The sequence below is a fragment of the Enterococcus sp. 12C11_DIV0727 genome (assembly GCF_002148425.2).
Lineage (GTDB): Bacteria > Bacillota > Bacilli > Lactobacillales > Enterococcaceae > Enterococcus_L > Enterococcus_L lemimoniae.
Genome location: NZ_CP147248.1, coordinates 1,244,435 through 1,265,574, shown reverse-complemented (window position 1 = coordinate 1,265,574; position 21,140 = coordinate 1,244,435). Strand labels below are relative to the sequence as shown.

The window sequence follows — 21,140 nt, the reverse complement described above, 5'->3', positions numbered from 1 at the left end:
ATAAGAAAAAAGCTGTTTTCTTAACTTGAAACATTGTTCAACAGTATAAAAAATGAACTAGTGAGCTCTTAATTGAGTTTTTCTAATGGAAAGAAGGGTACCCATGGCAATCAGTGAAGAACAAGCAAAACATGTAGCCAAGTTGTCTAAATTGTCTTTTTCCGATGGAGAATTAAAAGACTTTACCGATCAACTAGGTAAAATTATCGACATGGTAGAATTATTAGAAGAAGTAGATACGGAAGGTGTTCCATTTACCTCTAATGTAGCGCAATCGATCAATGTAATGCGAGAAGATGTCGTTACACCTGGTATGGATCGCAATGAATTAATGAAAAACGTACCTGAATCAGAAAATGGCTATATCAAAGTGCCAGCAATTATCGACAATGGGGAGGCTGGTGCATAATGGAAAAATTATATGATAAGTCACTAACAGAATTGCATGATTTACTTGTTTCTAAAGAAATCACTGCAACAGATTTAACACATGCTACGTTAAATCGTATCAATGAGACAGAAAAAGACGTGGATTCGTTTATTACGATCAGCGATGAAAAAGCCTTAGAATTAGCGAAAGCTATCGACCTGAAAGGCATCACAGAATCAAATCCTTTAGCTGGTATTCCAATCGGAATCAAAGATAACATCGTAACCAAAGATATTTTGACAACAGTAGCGTCAAAAATGCTCCACAACTTTAATCCAATCTATGATGCAACAGTAATGGATAAAGTCTATCAAGCAGATATGATCCCTGTTGGGAAATTGAACATGGATGAATTTGCGATGGGCGCAAGTACAGAAACATCATACTTTAAGAAAACGAAAAACGCTTGGGATCATTCCAAAGTTCCTGGTGGTTCTTCAGGTGGTTCAGCAGCAGCTGTCGCAGCAGGACAAATCCCAGTTTCTTTAGGAAGCGATACTGGCGGAAGTATTCGCCAACCTGCTTCATTCAATGGCATCGTTGGAATGAAACCGACTTATGGACGTGTTTCACGTTTTGGTTTGATTGCATTTTCTTCAAGTTTAGATCAAATTGGTCCAATGACAAGAAACGTTCAAGACAATGCTTTAGCTTTAAATGCTATTAGCGGTTTTGATGAAAAAGATGGTACATCTGCTGGCGCGTCTGTTCCTGACTTTACAGCTGGTTTAACAGGTGATATCAAAGGCATGAAAGTGGCTCTGCCTAAAGAATATCTTGGTGAAGGTGTGGATGCTGGCGTTCGTGAAGCAGTTCTGAAAGCAGCAGAAACATTTAAAGCGTTAGGCGCAACAGTCGAAGAAGTTAGTTTACCGCATTCTAAGTATGGGGTTGCTGTGTATTATATTATCGCTTCATCAGAAGCAAGTTCAAACTTACAACGTTTCGATGGTATTCGTTATGGTTACCGTTCAGAAAACGTAAAAAATCTTGAAGATGTTTATGTAAATTCTCGATCTGAAGGATTCGGTATCGAAGTAAAACGTCGTATTATGTTAGGTACTTTCTCATTAAGTGCTGGTTATTACGATGCCTACTTCAAAAAGGCTGGACAAGTTAGAACCTTGATTAAACAAGACTTTGATAATGTTTTTGAAAAATACGATATCATCATTGGTCCTGCTTCACCGACTGTAGCATTTGGTTTAGGAGAAAATATCAATGATCCAATTACCATGTACATGAATGACTTATTGACGATTCCAGTGAACTTAGCTGGACTACCTGGTATGTCAGTACCAGCAGGATTTTCAGAAGGCTTGCCAGTCGGCTTACAAATTATTGGGAAACCATTCGATGAAAGTACGATGTATAAAGCAGCGTATGCATTTGAACAAGCAACGGATTTCCATACGAAAAAACCTGTGATCTTAGGGGGGAATGACTAATGAATTTTGAAACTGTCATTGGACTTGAGGTCCATGTAGAATTAAAGACAAATTCTAAAATCTTTTCACCTGCGCCAGCTCATTTTGGTGCAGAACCAAATAGCAATACTAATGTGATCGACTGGGGTTACCCAGGCGTATTACCTGTTATGAATAAACAAGCACTTGAATTTGGCATGAAAGCAGCGCTTGCGTTAAATTGTGAGATTTCAAAAGACACTCATTTTGACCGTAAAAACTATTTCTACCCAGATAATCCCAAAGCTTATCAAATTTCGCAATTCGATCAACCAATCGGTCACGATGGCTGGATCGACATCGAAGTGGAAGGCAAAACAAAACGCATTCGTATTGAACGTGTCCATTTAGAAGAAGATGCTGGTAAAAATATTCACGGTGACGGCGGTTATTCTTATGTTGATTTAAACCGTCAAGGTACACCACTGATCGAAATCGTTTCAGAAGCTGACATGCGTTCACCAGAAGAAGCCTATGCATATTTAGAAGCTATTCGTTCAATCATTCTATTTACAGGCGTTTCAGATGTAAAAATGGAAGAAGGGTCAATGCGTTGTGATGCGAACATTTCTTTACGTCCTTATGGCCAAGAAGAATTCGGTACAAAAGCAGAGCTTAAAAACTTAAACTCAATGAGTTTTGTAAAAAAAGGTCTTGCCTTTGAAGAAAAACGCCAAGCAAAAGTGTTGCTATCTGGTGGAGAAATCCAACAAGAAACACGTCGCTTTGATGAAACAACCAATAAGACATTATTGATGCGTGTCAAAGAAGGATCAAGTGATTACCGTTACTTCCCAGAACCAGATGTGCCACGTTTTGCGATCGATGATGAATGGATTGAAAAAGTTCGTCATAGCTTACCAGAAATGCCGGCCTCTCGTCGTGCTCGTTATATTAAAGAATTAGGCTTACCAGAATACGATGCAATGGTTCTAACACTAACTAAAGAAATGTCTGACTTCTTTGAAGCTGCTTTAAATGAAGGTGCGGATGCGAAACAAGTGTCTAACTGGTTGATGGGTGAAGTTTCAGCATATCTAAACAGCGAAAAAATCGAATTGGCAGACACTAAATTAACACCTGCCAACTTAGCTGGCATGATTACTTTAGTAGCAGATGGAACGATTAGTTCGAAAATCGCTAAAAAAGTCTTCAAAGAGTTGATCGAAAATGGCGGAGATGCCAAAGAAGTGGTTGAAGCTAAAGGGTTAGTTCAATTATCTGACCCATCACAATTACTACCGATCATCAATGAGGTACTAGATAATAATCAACAATCTGTCGACGATTTCAAAAATGGAAAAGATCGTGCAGTTGGCTTTTTAGTTGGTCAAATCATGAAAGCTACAAAAGGCCAAGCCAATCCAGGTGTTGTTAACAAATTACTTCAAGAAGAATTAGCAAAACGCTAGAAAGCAGCGAAAGATGATGAAAAAAGCAAGAGTGATTTATAATCCAACTTCAGGTAAAGAGTTAGTGAAGAAAAACCTAGCTGATATTCTTTCTGTGGTGGAAGAATGCGGATATGAAACCAGTACTTTTGCTACAACTCCAGAAGAGAATTCTGCAAAAAACGAAGCTCGCCGAGTGGCAGAGTTAGGCTTTGACCTAATTGTTGCAGCCGGCGGTGACGGAACGATCAATGAAGTTGTAAATGGGATCGCTCCTTTAGAAAAAAGACCAACAATGGCGATCATTCCTGCTGGAACAACCAATGATTATGCAAGAGCATTGAAAATCCCTAGAGATAATATTCTTAAAGCAGCCGAAGTCATCAAAAAAAATCAAACAGTTAAAATGGATATTGGGAAAGCGCAGGATAGCTATTTTATCAATATTGCGGCAGGTGGTCATTTAACAGAATTGACGTATGAGGTCCCTTCAGAACTCAAAAGTATTTTTGGCTACTTAGCTTATTTAGCAAAAGGTGCTGAAATGTTACCACGAGTGAAACCAATCAAGATGCGCATGGAATATGATGAAGGTGTTTATGAAGGGAATGCTTCAATGTTTTTCTTAGGCTTGACTAATTCTGTTGGTGGTTTTGAAAAGATTGCACCTGACGCGAAGCTTGATGATGGAAAATTCTCTTTGATTATTGTGAAGACAGCTAATGTATTTGAAATTCTACACTTAGCAGCGCTGATGCTAAACGGCGGTAAACACATAGAAGATAATCGTTTGATCTATACTAAGACTAGCCATTTACGTGCAGAAACACTTGAACCAAATAGTCGTATGATGATCAATTTAGATGGAGAATACGGCGGTGATGCACCGATGGAATTTACGAATTTACATCAGCATATCGAAATGTTTGCCAATGCAGATGCTATTCCCTCTAACGCAATCATGGGGTCTGTTTTAGATGATTACGATGATGATTCAGATGAAGAAGATGAATATCTGGAAACAAGTAAAGAGTTTGTCAAAGAAGTAGAACGCTTGACCGAAGAAGACATTGATAATAATGGAAAAATTGGTTAAGCATTTAAAATAAAAAAGAGTATCTAAGACAATTTTGTCTTAGATATTTTTTATTTTGATAGATACAATTTGAAAAATGAAAACAAATAATACACAATATATAGATTATTAAAATTAAAAAACACAATATGTTGTATAAAAAATGTCTCATAATCAATAATTGAGAAGGATTCTCATTGACTTGTGTTTGAAACAGAGGTAAATTGAATAAGTCGTCATCTCTGCAGAAAATGATAAATAGGACAAGTGAGAGGTTTGTTTGGAATGAGTTCAAATTTTATTATCAATGATTTTAAAGGATGGGAGCGAAAGAACTATCTTTTTTTACTTACGATGATTGGTGTACAATTAGTTGCGTTTTTGTTTAACCCTTCTAGCTGGATTACTTTAGTAGGTGGATTATCTGGTATTATTTGTGTTAACCTAATCGCTCAAGGCAAGGCGAGCAATTACATTTTTGGGTTTATAAGTGCATTGATCATAGGGTATTTTGGTTTTAAAACGCGAGTATATGCTGAAGTTTTACTTCAAAGTTTTTACATTATAATGGATGTTACTGGTCTATATGCTTGGTTAAAAGCTAGCGAAGATGGATCTGGGAATGTAACTGACGTGAAAACATTGAAAGGTATCCAGTGGCTGTATGCGGGGTTAGTTTGGTTTGGAATCGGTATGATTGCCTATTTTCTTTTAGGCTTTGTCAATGATGCCCAGCAAACGTTAGATGCCATAACATTCAGTGTTTCGGCAACTGGCATGCTATTGATGATCAAAAGATACCAGTCACAATTTGTATTTTGGTTAGTAGGAAATATTTTTTCTTTAGTCTTATGGTTTAGAGCAGGAACACATGCTGGTGGAGACTATGCTTTGTTTGTTATGTATTGTATGTATACATTTAATTCTATTTACGGTATGATTCATTGGTTAAAATTAAAAAATAAACAATATTAGGTAGGGAGTTCGATGGCAGTGATCGTTTTAGCAGGCACAATTGGTGCAGGAAAATCTAGTTTAACAGAAATTATTTCAGAACATTTAGGATCGGAGGCTTTTTATGAATCAGTGGATGATAATGAAGTTTTACCTTTATTTTATGCAGATCCTAAAAAATATGCCTTTTTACTACAAATCTATTTCTTAAATAAACGCTTTGATAGTATTAAACAAGCCCTTTCTCATGAAAATAATATCTTGGATCGCTCGATCTATGAAGATTCTTTATTATTTCATTTAAATGCAGATTTAGGGAGAGCAAATGAAACAGAAGTAAAAGTTTATGATTCGTTATTAGAGAATATGCTGCAAGAATTGCCATATGCGGCTCAAAAAAAGCGACCAGATTTATTAGTGCATATTAAAATATCTTTTCCAAAAATGTTGGAACGAATCAAAAGACGGGGCCGGATTTATGAACAAGTAGAACAAGATCCAGCGTTATATGATTACTATAAAGAGTTAAATAGCCGTTATGAAACATGGTTTGAAGAATATAATGAGAGTCCGAAAATCCAAATCGATGGCGATCAGTATGATTTTATTGAAAGCGAAGAAGCAAAAAATCAAGTGATTCAACTAATTGAACAGAAGTTAGCTGAAATCCACTAAAAACAATAAGCCAAATTCTAACCTATTTTTACTTCTTTTAGCTGTAGAAACAAACTCTCTATTGCTTTTCTAGCATTTTTTCATTAGAATGGGAGAAGCGCATTAAAGAAGGAGCGACTTATGAATAATTTTCCAGTAAACAAAAATGAAACAATCGAAGTTGATATTATTGATTTGACACATGAAGGAATGGGTGTTGCCAAAGTTGATGGTTACCCGCTTTTTATAGAAAATGCTTTGCCAGGTGAAAAAATTGAAATCAAAGTGCTGAAAGTCGGAAAAAGTTTTGGCTACGGAAAAGTAGTGACGATTTTAAAATCAAGTGAAGACCGTGTACCAGTTAAAGATGCGAATTTTACAAAAGTTGGGATCAGCCCATTACAGCATTTAGCGTATGGTGCTCAATTAACATTTAAAACTGACCAAGTAAAAAATGTAATGCAACGTGTTGCAAAATTACCGGATGTTCCTGTTTTAAATACGTTAGGCATGAACAATCCTTGGGGTTACCGTAATAAAGCACAGATCCCAGTGAGAAAAATTGGGGACAAACTACAAACTGGATTCTTCAGAAAAAACAGTCATGATCTAATTCCTTTAGAACATTTCTATATTCAAGATCCAAAAATCGATGAAGCAGTGATTAAGATCCGTGATATCATGAGACGTTACAGCATCAAACCTTATAACGAATCAGATAACACAGGAAACTTACGTCATATTGTTGTTCGTCGTGGCTACCACACGGGTGAGATGATGGTTGTGTTGATTACAAGAACAGCAAAATTATTCCCAACAAGTAAAATTATTCCTGATATTTTAGAAGCTTTACCAGAAGTAGTCAGCATCGTGCAAAACGTCAATCCGAAGAAAACCAACGTGATTTTTGGGGATGAAACGATTCTATTACATGGTGAAGATAAAATGATCGATACGATTTTTGATTTGAAATTTGAAATCTCATCTCGTTCGTTCTATCAAGTAAATCCGCAACAAACAGAAGTAATGTACAATAAAGTCAAAGAATACGCTGCTTTAACGGGCGATGAAATCGTTGTAGATGCGTATTGTGGAATCGGTACGATTGGTTTAACCTTAGCCAAAGATGCCAAACACGTTTATGGTGTGGAAGTCATTGAAGAAGCAGTGAAAAATGCGGAAAGTAATGCCAAATTGAACGAAATCACAAACGCAACCTTTACTGCTGGTTTAGCGGAAGAAGCACTACCAAGAATGATCGAAAATGACATCAAGCCTGATGTTGTGATCGTCGATCCTCCACGTAAAGGGTTAGAAGCAAGTTTAGTTGAGACCTTGATTGAAACAAAACCAGCACGAATCGTTTATGTGAGCTGTAATCCAGCAACATTGGCACGTGATTTGGCTCTACTTGTTGAAGGCGGTTTTGAAGTCAAAGAAGTCCAACCAGTTGATAACTTCCCACAAACAACACATATCGAGTCGGTGACTCTATTGACAAGGGCGGTGTAATAATGGATACAAAAAAGAAAATGCTTGAATTAATCAAAAAGAAACAAAGCGGTGGCCGTTCAAAACAAATGGAAACACCTAAAAATGATCGTAAAAACATGCGTAAAGGGCCGAAAATTTATAATAAATAGGACCTAATTGAAATAAAGAAAGAGAGTAGTCTAAACGGCCGATGCTGTTTAGACTACTCTTTTTCTTTCACTACATTCGTCAATAAAGCAAGATTAATTTTTTTGACTATTTTCTATTCTCGTTTTATACACTTCTATTTTATGATCCAGCATATCAATTCCTTCTTGAATTTGTTCCATTTCTTTTAATGCAATTGCTTTTTGTTTTTTTAACAGATCCAAGCGATTTTGATTCGTAGAGTCTCCTTCATACCACCAAACAAGATATTGCTTAATATTTTCAATCGTCATACCCGTTTTTTTCAAATGCATAAAAAAATCGATCCATTCCTTATTGCGGTCATCATAAATCCTAATATTATTCTGATCTCTTTTAACTGTGATCAATCCTTCTTTCTCATAAAAACGCAGAGTATAGGGTGTCAGACCAGTCATTTTTGAAAATTCATGAATTTTATAAGCCAACGGAAATTCCTCCTCTAGTATTCTTACTATTAGTTTACCACTTAGAGTTGACTCTAGGTCAAATAGAAATAAACTAGCTGGGCTTGGTTTTAAAGCAGTCACAGTCTTAAGCCTTTTTCTTAGAACGACTATCATGCCAATTACAAATCGTTACTTGGTAAGCAATACCTAAAATGAATTCAATCATTGTTTTTCCTCCCTATCAATCTATTTACATAAACTTTAGCATGAGTAGGGAAAAGAGCCTACTTACAACTGACAAGAGAAACGTACAATGATATAAGGAGCTAAAGTGATCAGTAGTAGAGAGTGGTTCGTTAAATGGTAAAAAAGAAATGAATAATTTACTGAACCCTTGATAAGTGTCACTCGAAAAGTATTCCCCACTTTATAATTTTATGTTAACATTAAGACGTTAAAAGTTTAATAAATAGTAAAAATACATATTTGTGGAATGAAAACAAGAAAGGAGTCTATAATGGTAAAAAGTAAAATAACTGAAATGTATGTAAACACTTATAGAGCCTCAGCTGAACTGTCACAGGATGATCTTGCGACTAGAGTTGGGGTTGCAAGACAAACAATCATTAATTTAGAAAAAAATAAGCATAATCCATCTTTATTATTGATGTATGCCATTTCAGAAGAATTAGGCACAACGATTGAAGAATTGGTTCGTTTTGAGAAATTAGAAGAGAATGAATAGAACAACGATAGAGTCCTCTGTTTTATACTAATAAAAGGAAGATATGCAACCGATTAATGCCGATATTATTTTTTTATCTATTATAATTCTAGTTGATTCTATCTTATATTTGATAGAATGGATTAGAGTTATAATTATGTAGTATTAACGGAATTAAGACCTAAGTATTTTTTTATGTTTAACTAGTTGACTAGGTAAAAAAATAAACCTTAAGGAGAAACGCATTGATTGAAACAAAAAGATTAATCATTCGAACAATTGAAAAAACAGAAACAAATCTGAATGCGTTATACATCCTATAATCTGATGAAGACGTAAATAGGTATCTTCCTTGGTATCCTGTAAAGGATAGAGATGAAACTAAGCAGTTTTATGAGACACAGATTGAATCGAATTACAAAAAACAAGGTGGTTATTATTTTGTCATTTGTCTTAAAGAAAATCCGCATCCAATTGGCTATATTGTAGTAAGTGGTGCAAAAAGCCATGATTTTGGTTATGGTTTATTGAAAGAGTATTGGGGCCTAGGACTGGTTACAGAGGCCAGTGAGGCAGTTATCGATTTTTTGAGAGTACAAGGTTGGCTGTATATTACAGCTACACATGATATCCATAATATTGGTAGTGGCAAAGTCATGCAAAAAATTGGCATGAGCTACAAATATTCGTACAAAGAGCAGTGGCAGCCTAAGAATCTAGAGGTGACGTTTAGATTGTATCAATTGAATTTAGATAATAATCAAGAAAGAATCTATACGGAATATTGGGATAGGTATACAGATCATATTATAGAAGATTTATAGAGCAGGAGCAAAAAACGAAACAATTGTGCCATTTTGATTTAACTTGTAAAATTGAAAAAAATAGAATTAAAAACAAACAGCTGTCTACCCTTATGTTGGTAAAATGGTTGGGTTGGTAGTTTACAAAAAAGGAATAGCATTTGGATAAACAGCTGCTTGAACGAACAGGCTCTGCTAACCTGCTTGTTTTTGAAAGTTAGAATCACTAATCCGCCAGATTAATTCTAACTATTACTTGTGAACATAGAATTGTTCGTTACTTTTTATTACTTAGCCTTGTAGATCTCGGAAATTATTTGTTTGCATGTTATTTTCGATTGGTTCTCGCTGTACGCATTGACTAAGCAAGCTTTTTCAGACTAAGTAAAAAGTATGGTAGTGATTGATTCTAGGAACACAAGCTCGTAAACACCGAGAGATTACTTTACGAAAGTAATGAGAAAAAGGAGAACTTGGTGTTTACTATTTATAAAAAGAGCGAAAAAATACAGTATTGGCCACCAACCAATACTGTGCAAGAGTTCAATGAATAACCATTCACTACTCAAATTACTAAAAGTTTGTAAAAAACACTAGTATTTCTTACAAAAATTAGGTAAAATAAATAAGTCAATGCATTGACTGGGCAACTTGTATTGTCAGTTTGTGCTGACGATACAGGGCTCTGTAGGAGGATTTGTGGTCTTCTTGCAGAGTGCCTGTTTATTTTGTTTTTCGCTCCAATTATCTAAATAAGCAATAGAAAACTAAAAAAATGGTATTAGTCAGCAACTAATACCATGAAGCGTTCGCTAAATAAATATCAACTAAACACATTGAATTTGCAAAAAAGACTAGTAATCTTTTCTTACTTTTAGTACAATGAGAATAGTCAATAAACAATTGACGGAGGCAACTTGTATTATTAGTTTGTGCTGATAATACAGGGCTCTGCGGGATGATTTGTGGTCCTCCTGCAGAGCGCCTTTTTTTATTTAATATTGTAACACTATATTAACTTAAAGGTGAGAATATAGTCAATATAATTTCGTTAAATAGTAAAAAAATAAGTCGATAGAGTAAAAAATAAGCTTGTGTTATCAGCATTGCTATTTTCTCTCTAAAGAAATTCTTAACATTCTGTTCGGTCTGGACACCAGCCACTAGAAAGAAAGTCTTTTGTTAATTTTTCCGCTTTATATTTTACTGAGGGGAAAGCGAGGTCAAAAAAAATCCTATCTCAGCCAAGATAGGATCGGTTCTTATTTTATCTTTGGGGAAGATAATTAAGTAACTCTCTATGTCTAAATAATAATAGATGTACGCTGATTTTGCTACTTCAATAATTTCTTATCGATAAAACTTTTTTGAATAAAGGTCGTTTTATAGAAGTTATTCACGCCAAAATTTCGTGTAATCGATTTTTTCTTGAACGTTAAAATCGATTATTTTTTTTAGTAATGAATAGTCAATTGGCTGCTCCCATGTGATCTTGATGATATTATCTGTGTGTTGATAGCCTGATTTCTCAATGTCCTCTTTAAATGTATAAATCGTCACAGTTTCTGGTGCAATGGAAAGATGCTTTTTTGAAGTACTATACGCAATGATAAAAGTACCATGATCGGTAAACATCGGCTGATTCCATTTGATTACAATACTAAATTGCGGATAAGTTTTTATCGTCCATTCAAATAATTCTTCTAAACGCTTACGATGTTCAGGTTCATTAATACTTGAAAAAAATTCATTGATACCTTTCATGATACACCCTCTTTTCTTTCTAGTTATTCTTTTCTCTATTATAATATAGGGACAACATTGAAAAAACTATTTGCTTTAGTGAGGATGAATTATTAAGGTGGTGGGAGTTATATATGGCAACTTATATTGCTTTATTACGCGGCGTTAATGTAGGCGGAAAAAATCGTGTGGTCATGGCAACGTTGAAAGAACGGTTTGAACAGCATGGATTTATAAATGTTAGTACGTATTTAAATAGTGGCAATATTCTTTTTTCTAGTGAAGAAACGAATATTTTACAACTGACAGAAGATTGTGAAAAACTAATTGAATCTGAGTTTGGGCTTAAAATTATTGTGACGATCGTGTCTGCCAAAATGTTACTGGAAGCATTAGAGCAGATGCCAGAATGGTGGAATACAGATAAAGAATCAAAGCACAATGTGATTTTTGTGATTCCGCCAACAACAACCGAAGAAGTAATCGAATCTGTCGGCGAGGCTAAAGCTGAGTACGAAAAAGTTGCTTATCACGAACGAGTCATTTTCTGGTCGGCACCGATCAAAACCTTTTCAAGAAGCCGTTGGTCAAAAATCGTTGGAAGTAAGATGTATAGTCGAATTACAATCAGAAATGCAAATACTGTAAATAAGCTTGCGGAGCTAGTCCGAAAAAATAATTAAAAAAGAACTTGTCTTGGAGGTACCTCCAAGGTTTATACTTTCCTTGTTGATCGATCAAACAAAAAAAAGAGAGGAAGTATAGAGATGAGTAAAAAGGTCTGGTTCGTAACAGGAGGTTCAAAAGGATTAGGATTAATGTTAACAAAAGCGTTGCTAAATAATGGGCATCAAGTTATCACAACAAGTCGAAATAAAGAGAGTCTAATTCAAAAGGTGGGACCTGAAAGTCCAGCGTTTTTACCTGTTAGCATGTCGCTGACAGATGAGACAGATATCAAACGTGTAATTGCGTTAGCCGTTGAAAAGTTCGGGAGGATCGATGTCTTAGTAAACAATGCAGGATTTATGGTAGCAGGAGCTGCGGAGGATTTAACGGATGAGGAAGTTCGTGCCTGTTTTGATGTCAATGTGTTTGGGACATTGAATATGATGAGAGCTATTATACCGATCATGCGAAGTCAAAAATCTGGCTATATCATCAATACATCATCGATTTCTGGCCTTTATGCTGGCGCATTTGAATCAACCTATGCCGGAACGAAATTTGCAATCAATGGAATTTGCCAAGCTGTTGCAGAAGAAGTCAAACCGTTTGGGATCCACGTCATCAATGCAGCACCAGGGTATTTGCGAACAGAATTTTTATCAGAAAATTCCTATGCGATGTCTCATATAATCAGTGAGCCATACAAAAAATCAGTAGAAGAACGTTTAGGTTTTGTTGCTGCGATGAATGGGAATCAAGCAGGGGACCCTGAAAAAGTTACTGCACTTTATATGTATGTCGTTGAAATGGCACAACCACCTTTAGAGTTAATGGTAGGTAGTGATGCATACGAGTTAGCTTTAAATATGGCAAATCAGAAAATACAAATGACTGAGCAATATAAAGAATTGTCAGAGTCGATTGATTTTATACAAAAGGAGAAATAGATGACGATCAAAGAAATGGCAGAGCTAGTAAGCATTTCTGCGGATACATTAAGGTATTACGAACGAATTGGCGTAATCCCAGCTGTTACAAGAACAGTTCATGGCGTTCGCGATTATGATGAGATTCACCTTGAATGGATTCAGTCGATCTTAAAATTAAAAGCGTCTGGCATGACATTGGAAATGATCATTGAATATGTTCGTTTAGCGAATGTAGGTGACTCTACGATTGAAGCAAGGAAACAATTATTGGAAGAAGAACAGGAACGTATTACAGCGAAAATCGAAGAGCTACAGGATAGACTGGCGACAATAAATCTTAAAATTGCTGATTATTATGAAGACTTATTGCCTAAGACTACTGCGATGATCAATAAGATGAAACCTAAGATAGACTAAGTGACATAAAAAATAAGAAAAGTGGAAAGTCCTGTGAAAAGGTTTTTCTGCTTTTTTATCCTATATTGAAACTAACTCATTTTACGCTTATAATGAATATTACGTTAAAAAGATGGAAATGTGTTGGGGAAAAAGAAGAATGTGGCAGTTTATAAAAGATAATCTATTTATGATCAAAAGAGCTGGGTTGTTGTATAATTTGAACCTAGAAATACGTTTTTACTTACTTTAATACTTGGGGCAACGCGGATTCCAAGGATTTTAAATAGAAATTTTATTTCAGGTGGTATTTTACTCTTTATATTTATCGTTACGAGTGATTGGGGTGTTTGATGCTGTTACGAGCCTTTTTTATCGAGAACCAGAACCAAAAAAGCAAATGGTTGAAGATAGACATAAGATAACGAGAGCTGCAGTAACAAAGGATGTCTCAAAAGAAAAGTCCAACGAAATCCCAAAAGAGCGAATTAAGATAAGACCCGATCAGGAAAATACGATCAAAGTAGGAAACAAAATCTGTCATTTTTGCGGTGCACCGATGCAGACAAACGAAAGTGTTTGTTCTTATTGTAGAATGGAAAGTACCCAGTAGAAAGTTGAGAAAATCATGAATTTAAGGAAAAGTATTAAAGTATTTTTAAGTGTTCTATCCATTTTTATCGCCATCATTCTAGTTTATGTCGGCTATGTTTTTTTCAGTTATGGAAGAATTGTGGATAACGAGCCTGTTGAAATCACTCAAAAGGCTAAAATGAACCAAACGGCAACAAATAAAGAATACAAAATTTCAACTTTTAACATAGGCTATGGCTCTTACACGCCAGATTACACCTTTTTCATGGATGGCGGTAAACAATCTAAAGCAGTCAGTGAAGCAAGTGTTGTCAAAAATATCTCTGGCGTGATTGATACGACTAAAAAAATCAATCCGGATTTTGCTTTATTTCAAGAGGTTGATGAAAAAGCCACCCGTAGTCGTGGTGTAGATGAAGTGACACAAATCAATCAGCAATTTTCCGATTATACTAGTGTGTTTGCTACCAATTATGATTCAGCGTTTCTGATGTATCCTGTATTAGATCCAATTGGTAAATCAAAATCAGGCATCGTAACATTGAGCAATCACGAGATTGAAAAAAGTACGCGCTATAGCCTACCGATCGAAACCAATGTCAATAAATTCTTTGATTTAGATCGTGCCTTCACGGTCTCAAAAATTCCAGTTGAAAATGGCAAATATTTGATGCTGTATAATGTTCATCTATCGGCCTATATCAAGGATCAAAAAATCCAAAATGAGCAAGTGCATAAATTATTCGATCATATGGAAAATGAATACAAAAAAGGAAATTATGTTGTCGGTGGTGGTGATTTTAATCATGATTTACTCGATTCTTCAACTGAAACATTTAAAAATACCCCAACAGAAGAATACACATGGTTACAACCTTTTCCAAAAGAAGAGCTACCGAAAAATCTACAGGTTGCAACATTGAGTAAAACGAAAATGCCAGTTCCTTCAGTGCGTAACTTAGATAAACCATATATAAAAGGGAAGTCCTTTGTAGCATTGATTGATGGATTTATCATTTCTGATAACGTTGAGAATGTTAATGGAAAAGTGATTGATGCTGAATTTGAGAATTCAGATCATAATCCAGTTGAAATGATATTTAAGCTGAAACCATAAAAATAGAGTAGAAGTAATCAAAAAAAGATTCAGATACCAAGCACTTTCACTTGGTATCTGAATCCTTTTTTTATAATAAATAAGTGTTTGTCAGAGCAACAATAAATTAAATAAGATGAAAACAGAATAATCTATTAATATTCTAAGTAGAACAGCGTAGGACTTTCAACTGATTTAATAAAATCAAACAAGAGATTGGCCTATTAATTATTGTGATTTTTTAATTCTATTAATCGTTCAACTATACAGACCTTAAGTTTATATTTTTATTATATTAAAAGGTGTTTAAAAATTAACAGCTGAACGTAGTTGAGTATTCAATAAGTGATATAGGTAAATAAACAATCCTTTTGATTTGTGCATCGATTTATTATACAGATTTATCTAGATCTCATTTTTTTTAGATTTTTTGATGGCTTGACTTTATTAACAATGATAAAAGGAAGCTTTTTATTAGCTTATTGGAACCAGTGTTAATTGTTGATTATCGTATAAAGCTAATAGTGTAACATCATTTTTTCTAAGTAAATTCTTCATTTCTTCAAAGCCCAACTCATAATCTTGAGCTACATGAGCATCTGAGCCTAAAGTAAACAGAGTTCCTCCAAGTGATATATATAAAGGAATCGCATATTCATAAAGGGCTTTATTTTCATATTTAATAAAACTCTTGGCATTTAATTCAAACGCAATCCTTTTATCAATCATTATTTTAAAAATATCGATAAGATAAGGTTCAGCCATTTTTTTAAATTCATCAACGGATAATTGTAATAGTCTCACTCCATAATCAAAATGAGTAAGTACATTGGCAAACTCAACAGATTGGACAGCATCAAGCATACGTGAATAATAATCATCTATCAAATCTGCGACATCCAAATCTTTTACTGATTCATCCATATAATCAATTGTGCCATTTTGATGAATGCTCAAAAGAATGATGTCATAATGGTTTGATGCTAAAAAATGTTCAATCATTTCTTTATGAGTGTCAACATAACCTACCTCAATACCACGCAATAACTTTGTATCATAGCGACTATGCAAATGGTTGAGTTCTTTTTTGTAAGCACTATATTCGGGAATACTGTCTTCGCCATTTACATATGGATTTTTAAAATCCAAATGCTCTGTTGAAACAAAAATAGTTGGACAAAAACGATCTAAGTAATTTTCAAAGGATTCATTTGAATCGAATGAATGATGTGTGTGCAAATGTTGATCATAATAATTCACTAGGCAACGCTCCTTCTTTTATATGCTATTAGTTTATCATCAAAATATGATTTTTATAGCGTTTTACTAAAAATTTACATTGTTTACAAAAAAAAACTTAGTTTTTGCTATAAATTTACAGTCCAAGAATATAATAATAATTGAAAAAATATTAAAAAGTGAGGTTTACGATGAAAGGTAAATTAGTTAAGGGTCTATTAGGAGTGGCAATAATTGCAGCGTTAACAGGATGCTCATCAGGAACAAACAAAAATAAAGATACAGCTGTCAATACTACTGATAATTTAGAAACAATTATAGAAAAGGCTAAAAAGGAAGGCGAGATCGCCAGTGTTGGAATGCCTGATACATGGGCAAACTGGGTTGGAACTTGGGAGAATATAAAAAGCCAATATGGTATTAATCACAATGATACAGATATGTCTAGTGCAGAAGAGTTAGCAAAGTTTGAATCTGAGGGAGAAAAGGGTACAGCTGATATTGGAGATGTTGGAATAAGCTTCGGACCTTTGGCTGTAAGTAAAGAGTTGACGTTACCATATAAAACATCGTATTGGGATGATATTCCTGATTGGGCAAAAGATGACGCAGGGCACTGGCTGCTTAGTTACACTGGAACAATTTCATTTATGGTAGATAAAGATAATGTTAAAAACGTACCGACCAGTTGGAAAGATTTAAAAAACGGTAACTATAAAGTAGCTGTAGGAGATGTGGCAAAAGCGAATCAAGCTCAATTTGCTGTTTTAGCGGCAGCTATGGCTAACGGTGGGAATGAAGAAGATATTCAACCAGGAATAGATTATTTTAAAGAGATAGCAAAACAAGGTCGAATCTCATCTGTAGATGCATCTCTAGCAAATATAGAAAAAGGAGAAACAGACGTTGTGATTTTATGGGATTTCAACGCTCTAAATTATAGAGATACAATTGATAAAGACCGATTTGAAGTAAGGATTCCAACGGATGGATCGGTTATTAGTGGATATACAACAATAATAAATAAAAATGCACCGCATCCAAATGCAGCGAAATTAGCAAGAGAGTATATATTATCTGATGAAGGACAAATTAATTTGGCCAAAGGGTATGCTCGTCCAATTCGTACAAATGTTAAGTTACCAGAAGATGTTGCAAGTAAATTATTAAAAGATGAGGAATATAAAAGTGCTCAGCCAGTTGAATCAAATGAAAGTTGGGACAAAACGGCTCTAACGCTACCGGAAAAATGGCAAAGTGAGGTTTTAGTCAATGTTAAAAAATAAAGTTGTTTTGATTATTTTAGATGGTTGTCGTTATGATGTTGCGATGAAACAAATGGGTTTTTTAAACAGTTTAGTCGAACATAAGCAAGCACAGCTAAAAAAAATGGTAGCGGAAATGCCTAGTAATTCAAGACCGCTTTATGAAGTGATTATGACGGGGCAGCCTATGTATAAAAATGAAATATACACTAATTTAGTGGTACAACAGTCCAAAGAACTATCTATCTTTGAGTTAGTAAAACAAGCTGGTGGAACGACAGGTGTTGCAGGATATTTTTGGATGAGCGAGTTATATAATAGAGCACCTTATAATATATTAACGGATAGAATTCAACATGATGAAGCAAAGTTAATTCAACACGGTATTTTTTACAGTGAAGATACTTATCCTGATTCTCATGTATTCGCTGATGCTAATAGTATTATTTCAACCTATGAACCAGATTTTATGGTGGTTCATTCGATGAATATTGATGATATTGGTCATAAATATACTGCACTTTCTAGAGAATATATGACTCAAGTAAATATCGCTGACACTATTATCGGAACAATTGTTCCTAAGTGGCAAAAAATGGGTTATCAAATCATCGTTACAGCTGATCATGGAATGGATGATTATGGATTACATGGAGGGAGTTTACCACAACATAGAGAAGTACCATTTTATCTATTGAATAACACGACTGAATTGTCTAAAGAAACAGAAATATCTCAATTACAGCTGATGCCAATGATTACGGAGATAATGGGATTAACTTAAAAGGAGTTTATTATGATTAGAAAAAAGAACTACTGGGTGGGATTACTCCCACTTTTTATTATTGCCATTATGTTTTTATTTGTTCCGATTATTTTCATGTTTTTAGCTAGTTTCCAATTAGACGTAACAAACGAATTCAGTATGAATAATTACATTCAAGCACTGACTAATCCATATTACTATCAAGCTTTTGGTAACAGCATTTTAATTGCTGCAGTCTCAAGCGTGATTGGTATTGTTGGTTCTCTCATTTTTTCATATGCTTTGATTGGATTATCAGAATCAGCTCAAGAAAAATTGACTCTCTTTTCTAATCTGGCCGCTAATTTTGCAGGGATTCCATTGGCTTTCGGTTTTATTATTATTTTAGGAAATTCAGGATTGTTGAAAATGGTTTTTCCTATACTAAAGTCGTTTGATTTATATACTTGGAAAGGGTTGGTTTTAACGTATACCTATTTTCAAATACCATTAGCCACATTATTTATTTATCCAGTAATGAGAAAAGTAAAAAAAGAATGGCAGGAAAGTGCTGAGATGCTTGGAGCAACTACTTTTTTATATTTGAGAAAAGTTGTCTTTCCATTCTTAGTTCCAACGATTAGTGGCACATTTGCTATTTTATTTGCTAATGGCATGGGAACCTATGAAACAGCCTATGCACTAGTTAGTAGTAACGTTGGGTTAATAACGACAAGAATTGCTGCTTTAGTTGCAGGTGATGTTTATGCAAAACCAAATGTCGGAAGTGCCTTGTCAGTTGTATTTGTGGTTAGTATGATTTGTGTTATTTTCATATCACAGTATACTATGAAAAAGCTTAGAAAGGATTTGGCATGAAAAAAATAAAACGAAATCATCGCTTATTTTCATATATTATCATCACGATTTTAGGGATATATTATTTAACGCCTCTAATTATGACTGGAGTGTATGCCTTTGGAGATGAGTGGGGAAAATCTCTTCTTCCTACTAACTTCACATTTCATTGGTTTAATGAGTTGTTTAATGATCAAGCCTTTTTCTTATCGATTATACGTTCGTTCATTTTATCAACTATAGTTTTAGTAATGATATTAATTGTAATGATTCCAAGTGTTATTATTATTTACTTACACTATCCTAAAATAGATAAATTATTACAGTCTATTTCAGTACTTCCTTACGCAATACCTGGGGTGATTTTAGTGACAGCTTTATTAAAAACTTACTCTAAAACAGGAGTTCCAATGTTTGTTGTATTATGTGGAACATTATTAATTTCTCCAATCATGTATATGGGAATTCGTAATAGCTTACAAGCAATCAATACTAAACAATTGATTGAAGCAGGCCAGATGCTTGGTTCGAACATGATTACAATTATTTTTAAAGTGGTCTTACCTAATTTAAGAGTTGGTATTGTCCTATCAAGTATTATGGTATTTTCTGGTGTATTTGGTGAATATGTTTTAACAAATTTACTCATTGGTGGTCGGTTTGAAACGTTACGCATCTATATGTTACGTCGTATGAATGAAAATGGCCATCTAGCTAGTGCGGTGATGGTATGTTATTTCGTGATGATTTTCTTGAGTGGAATTATTATTTATTATTTTTCGAATAAGCAAAAGCTACAGTTAAAAAAAATTAAACTAACTAAAAAAATAAAAATGAGTCAGGAAATCACAAATTCGGCTGTTGAGGAGAGTCTGCTATGAGCTATCTACGTTTAGAAAACCTATCCTTATCATTTGATAATAAACCAGTATTAAATGATATTTCATTGTCAGTAAAGAAAGGTGAATTAGTAACATTGCTTGGACCGAGTGGTTGTGGAAAGTCAACATTGTTACGTACGATTGCTGGTCTAGAAATTCCAGAAGCGGGAACCATTTATTTGGATAACGTAGAAATACAAGAAAAAGCAAGTAGAGAAAGAAACATTGGAATGGTTTTTCAACAATATGCGTTATTTCCAACGATGACAGTCTATGATAATGTTGCGTTTGGTTTGAATGTAAAAAAAGTAAATAGAAAGCAAGTAAGAGCAAAAGTTGAGAAAATCCTTGAATTGGTTGAATTGACTGAGTTTTCTGATCGGCATGTACCACAGCTCTCAGGAGGACAGCAACAACGTGTCGCTCTGGCTAGAGCATTAGTGGTGGAACCGAAACTTTTACTTTTAGATGAACCGCTTAGTGCATTAGATGCACGAATTAGAAAGCAACTTCAACTTGAAATACGTTTAATTCAAAAAGAGCTAGGGATAACAATGATATTTGTCACACATGATCAGGAAGAAGCTATGAGAATTAGTGATCGAATTTATGTATTATCAGAAGGCGAATTAAAACAAGTCTCATCACCAAAAGAATTATATAGTCAACCGAAAAGTCAATTTGTAGCTGAGTTTATTGGGGATTATAATCAAATTCAATTAACAGATTTAATCGGAAAAATTGATTTTAACCAATCTGATAAATATTTTGCAAGACCTGAAATAATCAGTTTTCAACAAATCCCTGACAGTATTGGAGTTAACGTTGTATACGAACAAGAGATTATATTGGGAAATATCATCCGTTACCAATTTAAAACAAAAGAACAAAAGTTATTATTCGTTGATCGTCTAAATAATGGAGAGAATTTTTCTGTTGAAACAATAGAAAAACTATTTATCCCAGAATGTGAATTATTGGCAATAAAAGACCTGTAAATGATGTTCAATAAGTAATGTATTGCCTTTATGATAGATTATGGCAAAAAAATGTTCACGTCATTGAATCAAGTTATTTTTTATACAAAGAAATAGGCAAAACGAACATGACTTGGATTCAAATTTTTGGAATATTGACAAATTAATGTCTAACTTGTATT

General features: G+C 34.4%; 22 protein-coding genes and 1 pseudogene. 20 read left to right on the top strand and 3 right to left on the bottom strand.

Annotated elements, in window-relative coordinates:
• The first annotated feature begins 103 nt into the window (after positions 1–103).
• From gatC to A5866_RS06060, 8 genes are all read left to right on the top strand, one after another.
• Positions 104–409 carry an Asp-tRNA(Asn)/Glu-tRNA(Gln) amidotransferase subunit GatC gene (gatC, locus tag A5866_RS06095; protein ID WP_086278843.1) on the top strand — a complete coding sequence of 102 codons (306 nt, stop codon included), beginning with the start codon at positions 104–106 and terminating at the stop codon, positions 407–409.
• On the top strand, positions 409–1,878 hold the full coding sequence (gene gatA, locus A5866_RS06090; RefSeq protein WP_086444078.1) for an Asp-tRNA(Asn)/Glu-tRNA(Gln) amidotransferase subunit GatA: 1,470 nt from the start codon (positions 409–411) through the stop codon (positions 1,876–1,878). Before gatC ends, gatA begins: the two co-directional genes overlap by 1 nt.
• Entirely contained in the window at positions 1,878–3,308 is a 1,431-nt protein-coding gene (gene gatB, locus A5866_RS06085) for an Asp-tRNA(Asn)/Glu-tRNA(Gln) amidotransferase subunit GatB (protein ID WP_086278845.1), read from the top strand. Before gatA ends, gatB begins: the two co-directional genes overlap by 1 nt.
• A 16-nt stretch (positions 3,309–3,324) precedes the next feature.
• The gene (locus A5866_RS06080; RefSeq protein WP_086279677.1) at positions 3,325–4,383 is read left to right on the top strand and encodes a diacylglycerol kinase; all 1,059 of its coding nucleotides are present in this window, start codon (positions 3,325–3,327) and stop codon (positions 4,381–4,383) included.
• Between the two features lie 264 nt (positions 4,384–4,647).
• Complete coding sequence (gene pnuC / locus A5866_RS06075) at positions 4,648–5,337, top strand: nicotinamide riboside transporter PnuC (protein ID WP_176332544.1); 690 nt, start codon at positions 4,648–4,650, stop codon at positions 5,335–5,337.
• 12 nt (positions 5,338–5,349) lie between these two features.
• Positions 5,350–5,991, top strand: coding sequence for a deoxynucleoside kinase (locus A5866_RS06070; RefSeq protein WP_086444079.1), 642 nt, complete (start codon positions 5,350–5,352; stop codon positions 5,989–5,991).
• Positions 5,992–6,111: 120 nt separating this feature from the next.
• A complete protein-coding gene (gene rlmD / locus A5866_RS06065; RefSeq protein ID WP_086444080.1) occupies positions 6,112–7,482 on the top strand; it encodes a 23S rRNA (uracil(1939)-C(5))-methyltransferase RlmD in 1,371 nt (456 codons plus the stop codon).
• Positions 7,483–7,484: 2 nt separating this feature from the next.
• Positions 7,485–7,613, top strand: a complete 129-nt coding sequence (locus tag A5866_RS06060; protein ID WP_010765698.1) for a hypothetical protein — start codon at positions 7,485–7,487, stop codon at positions 7,611–7,613.
• Between the two features lie 93 nt (positions 7,614–7,706).
• On the opposite strand, the gene A5866_RS06055 is transcribed toward A5866_RS06060, so the two are convergent.
• The gene (locus tag A5866_RS06055) at positions 7,707–8,078 is read right to left on the bottom strand and encodes a MerR family transcriptional regulator (protein ID WP_086444081.1); all 372 of its coding nucleotides are present in this window, start codon (positions 8,076–8,078) and stop codon (positions 7,707–7,709) included.
• Positions 8,079–8,556: 478 nt separating this feature from the next.
• Here A5866_RS06055 and A5866_RS06050 point away from each other — a divergent pair, with 478 nt between their 5' ends.
• Positions 8,557–8,784, top strand: a complete 228-nt coding sequence (locus A5866_RS06050; RefSeq protein WP_086278849.1) for a helix-turn-helix transcriptional regulator — start codon at positions 8,557–8,559, stop codon at positions 8,782–8,784.
• Positions 8,785–9,098: 314 nt separating this feature from the next.
• Positions 9,099–9,587 (top strand): annotated as a pseudogene (locus A5866_RS06045) (GNAT family N-acetyltransferase); the annotation flags it as partial.
• Positions 9,588–10,958: 1,371 nt separating this feature from the next.
• Here A5866_RS06045 and A5866_RS06040 read toward each other — a convergent pair.
• Positions 10,959–11,330 carry an iron chaperone gene (locus A5866_RS06040; protein ID WP_086444082.1) on the bottom strand — a complete coding sequence of 124 codons (372 nt, stop codon included), beginning with the start codon at positions 11,328–11,330 and terminating at the stop codon, positions 10,959–10,961.
• A 113-nt stretch (positions 11,331–11,443) separates the two neighbouring features.
• Between A5866_RS06040 and A5866_RS06035 the strand changes: the two genes are divergently transcribed.
• From A5866_RS06035 to A5866_RS06015, 5 genes are all read left to right on the top strand, one after another.
• A complete protein-coding gene (locus A5866_RS06035) occupies positions 11,444–11,992 on the top strand; it encodes a DUF1697 domain-containing protein (protein WP_086444083.1) in 549 nt (182 codons plus the stop codon).
• Between the two features lie 84 nt (positions 11,993–12,076).
• Positions 12,077–12,925, top strand: coding sequence for an SDR family oxidoreductase (locus A5866_RS06030; RefSeq protein WP_086444084.1), 849 nt, complete (start codon positions 12,077–12,079; stop codon positions 12,923–12,925).
• Entirely contained in the window at positions 12,926–13,324 is a 399-nt protein-coding gene (locus A5866_RS06025; protein WP_086444085.1) for a MerR family transcriptional regulator, read from the top strand. It begins immediately after the preceding gene.
• A gap of 325 nt (positions 13,325–13,649) precedes the next feature.
• A complete protein-coding gene (locus A5866_RS06020; protein WP_139843297.1) occupies positions 13,650–13,916 on the top strand; it encodes a hypothetical protein in 267 nt (88 codons plus the stop codon).
• A 15-nt stretch (positions 13,917–13,931) separates the two neighbouring features.
• Positions 13,932–15,014: an endonuclease/exonuclease/phosphatase family protein gene (locus A5866_RS06015; RefSeq protein ID WP_086278856.1), complete on the top strand. Its 1,083-nt coding sequence runs from the start codon at positions 13,932–13,934 to the stop codon at positions 15,012–15,014.
• 453 nt (positions 15,015–15,467) lie between these two features.
• Here the strand turns inward: A5866_RS06015 and A5866_RS06010 are convergent, their stop codons facing one another.
• Complete coding sequence (locus A5866_RS06010) at positions 15,468–16,253, bottom strand: PHP domain-containing protein (RefSeq protein ID WP_086278858.1); 786 nt, start codon at positions 16,251–16,253, stop codon at positions 15,468–15,470.
• A gap of 170 nt (positions 16,254–16,423) precedes the next feature.
• On the opposite strand from A5866_RS06010, the gene A5866_RS06005 reads away from it, so the two are divergent.
• Genes A5866_RS06005 through A5866_RS05985 form a run of 5 tightly spaced genes read left to right on the top strand, consistent with a single transcriptional unit; the run spans position 16,424 to position 20,979 of the window.
• Complete coding sequence (locus A5866_RS06005; protein ID WP_086278859.1) at positions 16,424–17,518, top strand: ABC transporter substrate-binding protein; 1,095 nt, start codon at positions 16,424–16,426, stop codon at positions 17,516–17,518.
• Positions 17,505–18,281 (top strand): alkaline phosphatase family protein, encoded by a 777-nt coding sequence (locus tag A5866_RS06000; protein ID WP_086278860.1) that lies wholly within the window; start codon positions 17,505–17,507, stop codon positions 18,279–18,281. The genes A5866_RS06005 and A5866_RS06000 overlap by 14 nt, the downstream gene beginning before the upstream one ends.
• 12 nt (positions 18,282–18,293) lie before the next feature.
• Positions 18,294–19,121 (top strand): ABC transporter permease, encoded by an 828-nt coding sequence (locus A5866_RS05995; protein ID WP_086444086.1) that lies wholly within the window; start codon positions 18,294–18,296, stop codon positions 19,119–19,121.
• The gene (locus tag A5866_RS05990) at positions 19,118–19,981 is read left to right on the top strand and encodes an ABC transporter permease (RefSeq protein ID WP_086278863.1); all 864 of its coding nucleotides are present in this window, start codon (positions 19,118–19,120) and stop codon (positions 19,979–19,981) included. Before A5866_RS05995 ends, A5866_RS05990 begins: the two co-directional genes overlap by 4 nt.
• Entirely contained in the window at positions 19,978–20,979 is a 1,002-nt protein-coding gene (locus A5866_RS05985) for an ABC transporter ATP-binding protein (RefSeq protein WP_086278864.1), read from the top strand. Before A5866_RS05990 ends, A5866_RS05985 begins: the two co-directional genes overlap by 4 nt.
• Positions 20,980–21,140: the final 161 nt, after the last annotated feature.

Excerpts from the sequence above, each read along its gene's own strand:
- gatC (WP_086278843.1), top strand. The coding sequence starts at position 104 with ATGGCAATCAGTGAAGAACAAGCAAAACATGTAGCCAAGTTGTCTAAA.
- gatA (WP_086444078.1), top strand. The coding sequence starts at position 409 with ATGGAAAAATTATATGATAAGTCACTAACAGAATTGCATGATTTACTT.
- gatB (WP_086278845.1), top strand. The coding sequence starts at position 1,878 with ATGAATTTTGAAACTGTCATTGGACTTGAGGTCCATGTAGAATTAAAG.
- A5866_RS06080 (WP_086279677.1), top strand. The coding sequence starts at position 3,325 with ATGAAAAAAGCAAGAGTGATTTATAATCCAACTTCAGGTAAAGAGTTA.
- pnuC (WP_176332544.1), top strand. The coding sequence starts at position 4,648 with ATGAGTTCAAATTTTATTATCAATGATTTTAAAGGATGGGAGCGAAAG.
- A5866_RS06070 (WP_086444079.1), top strand. The coding sequence starts at position 5,350 with ATGGCAGTGATCGTTTTAGCAGGCACAATTGGTGCAGGAAAATCTAGT.
- rlmD (WP_086444080.1), top strand. The coding sequence starts at position 6,112 with ATGAATAATTTTCCAGTAAACAAAAATGAAACAATCGAAGTTGATATT.
- A5866_RS06060 (WP_010765698.1), top strand. The coding sequence starts at position 7,485 with ATGGATACAAAAAAGAAAATGCTTGAATTAATCAAAAAGAAACAAAGC.
- A5866_RS06050 (WP_086278849.1), top strand. The coding sequence starts at position 8,557 with ATGGTAAAAAGTAAAATAACTGAAATGTATGTAAACACTTATAGAGCC.
- A5866_RS06040 (WP_086444082.1), bottom strand. The coding sequence starts at position 11,330 with ATGAAAGGTATCAATGAATTTTTTTCAAGTATTAATGAACCTGAACAT.
- A5866_RS06035 (WP_086444083.1), top strand. The coding sequence starts at position 11,444 with ATGGCAACTTATATTGCTTTATTACGCGGCGTTAATGTAGGCGGAAAA.
- A5866_RS06030 (WP_086444084.1), top strand. The coding sequence starts at position 12,077 with ATGAGTAAAAAGGTCTGGTTCGTAACAGGAGGTTCAAAAGGATTAGGA.
- A5866_RS06025 (WP_086444085.1), top strand. The coding sequence starts at position 12,926 with ATGACGATCAAAGAAATGGCAGAGCTAGTAAGCATTTCTGCGGATACA.
- A5866_RS06015 (WP_086278856.1), top strand. The coding sequence starts at position 13,932 with ATGAATTTAAGGAAAAGTATTAAAGTATTTTTAAGTGTTCTATCCATT.
- A5866_RS06005 (WP_086278859.1), top strand. The coding sequence starts at position 16,424 with ATGAAAGGTAAATTAGTTAAGGGTCTATTAGGAGTGGCAATAATTGCA.
- A5866_RS06000 (WP_086278860.1), top strand. The coding sequence starts at position 17,505 with ATGTTAAAAAATAAAGTTGTTTTGATTATTTTAGATGGTTGTCGTTAT.
- A5866_RS05995 (WP_086444086.1), top strand. The coding sequence starts at position 18,294 with ATGATTAGAAAAAAGAACTACTGGGTGGGATTACTCCCACTTTTTATT.
- A5866_RS05990 (WP_086278863.1), top strand. The coding sequence starts at position 19,118 with ATGAAAAAAATAAAACGAAATCATCGCTTATTTTCATATATTATCATC.
- A5866_RS05985 (WP_086278864.1), top strand. The coding sequence starts at position 19,978 with ATGAGCTATCTACGTTTAGAAAACCTATCCTTATCATTTGATAATAAA.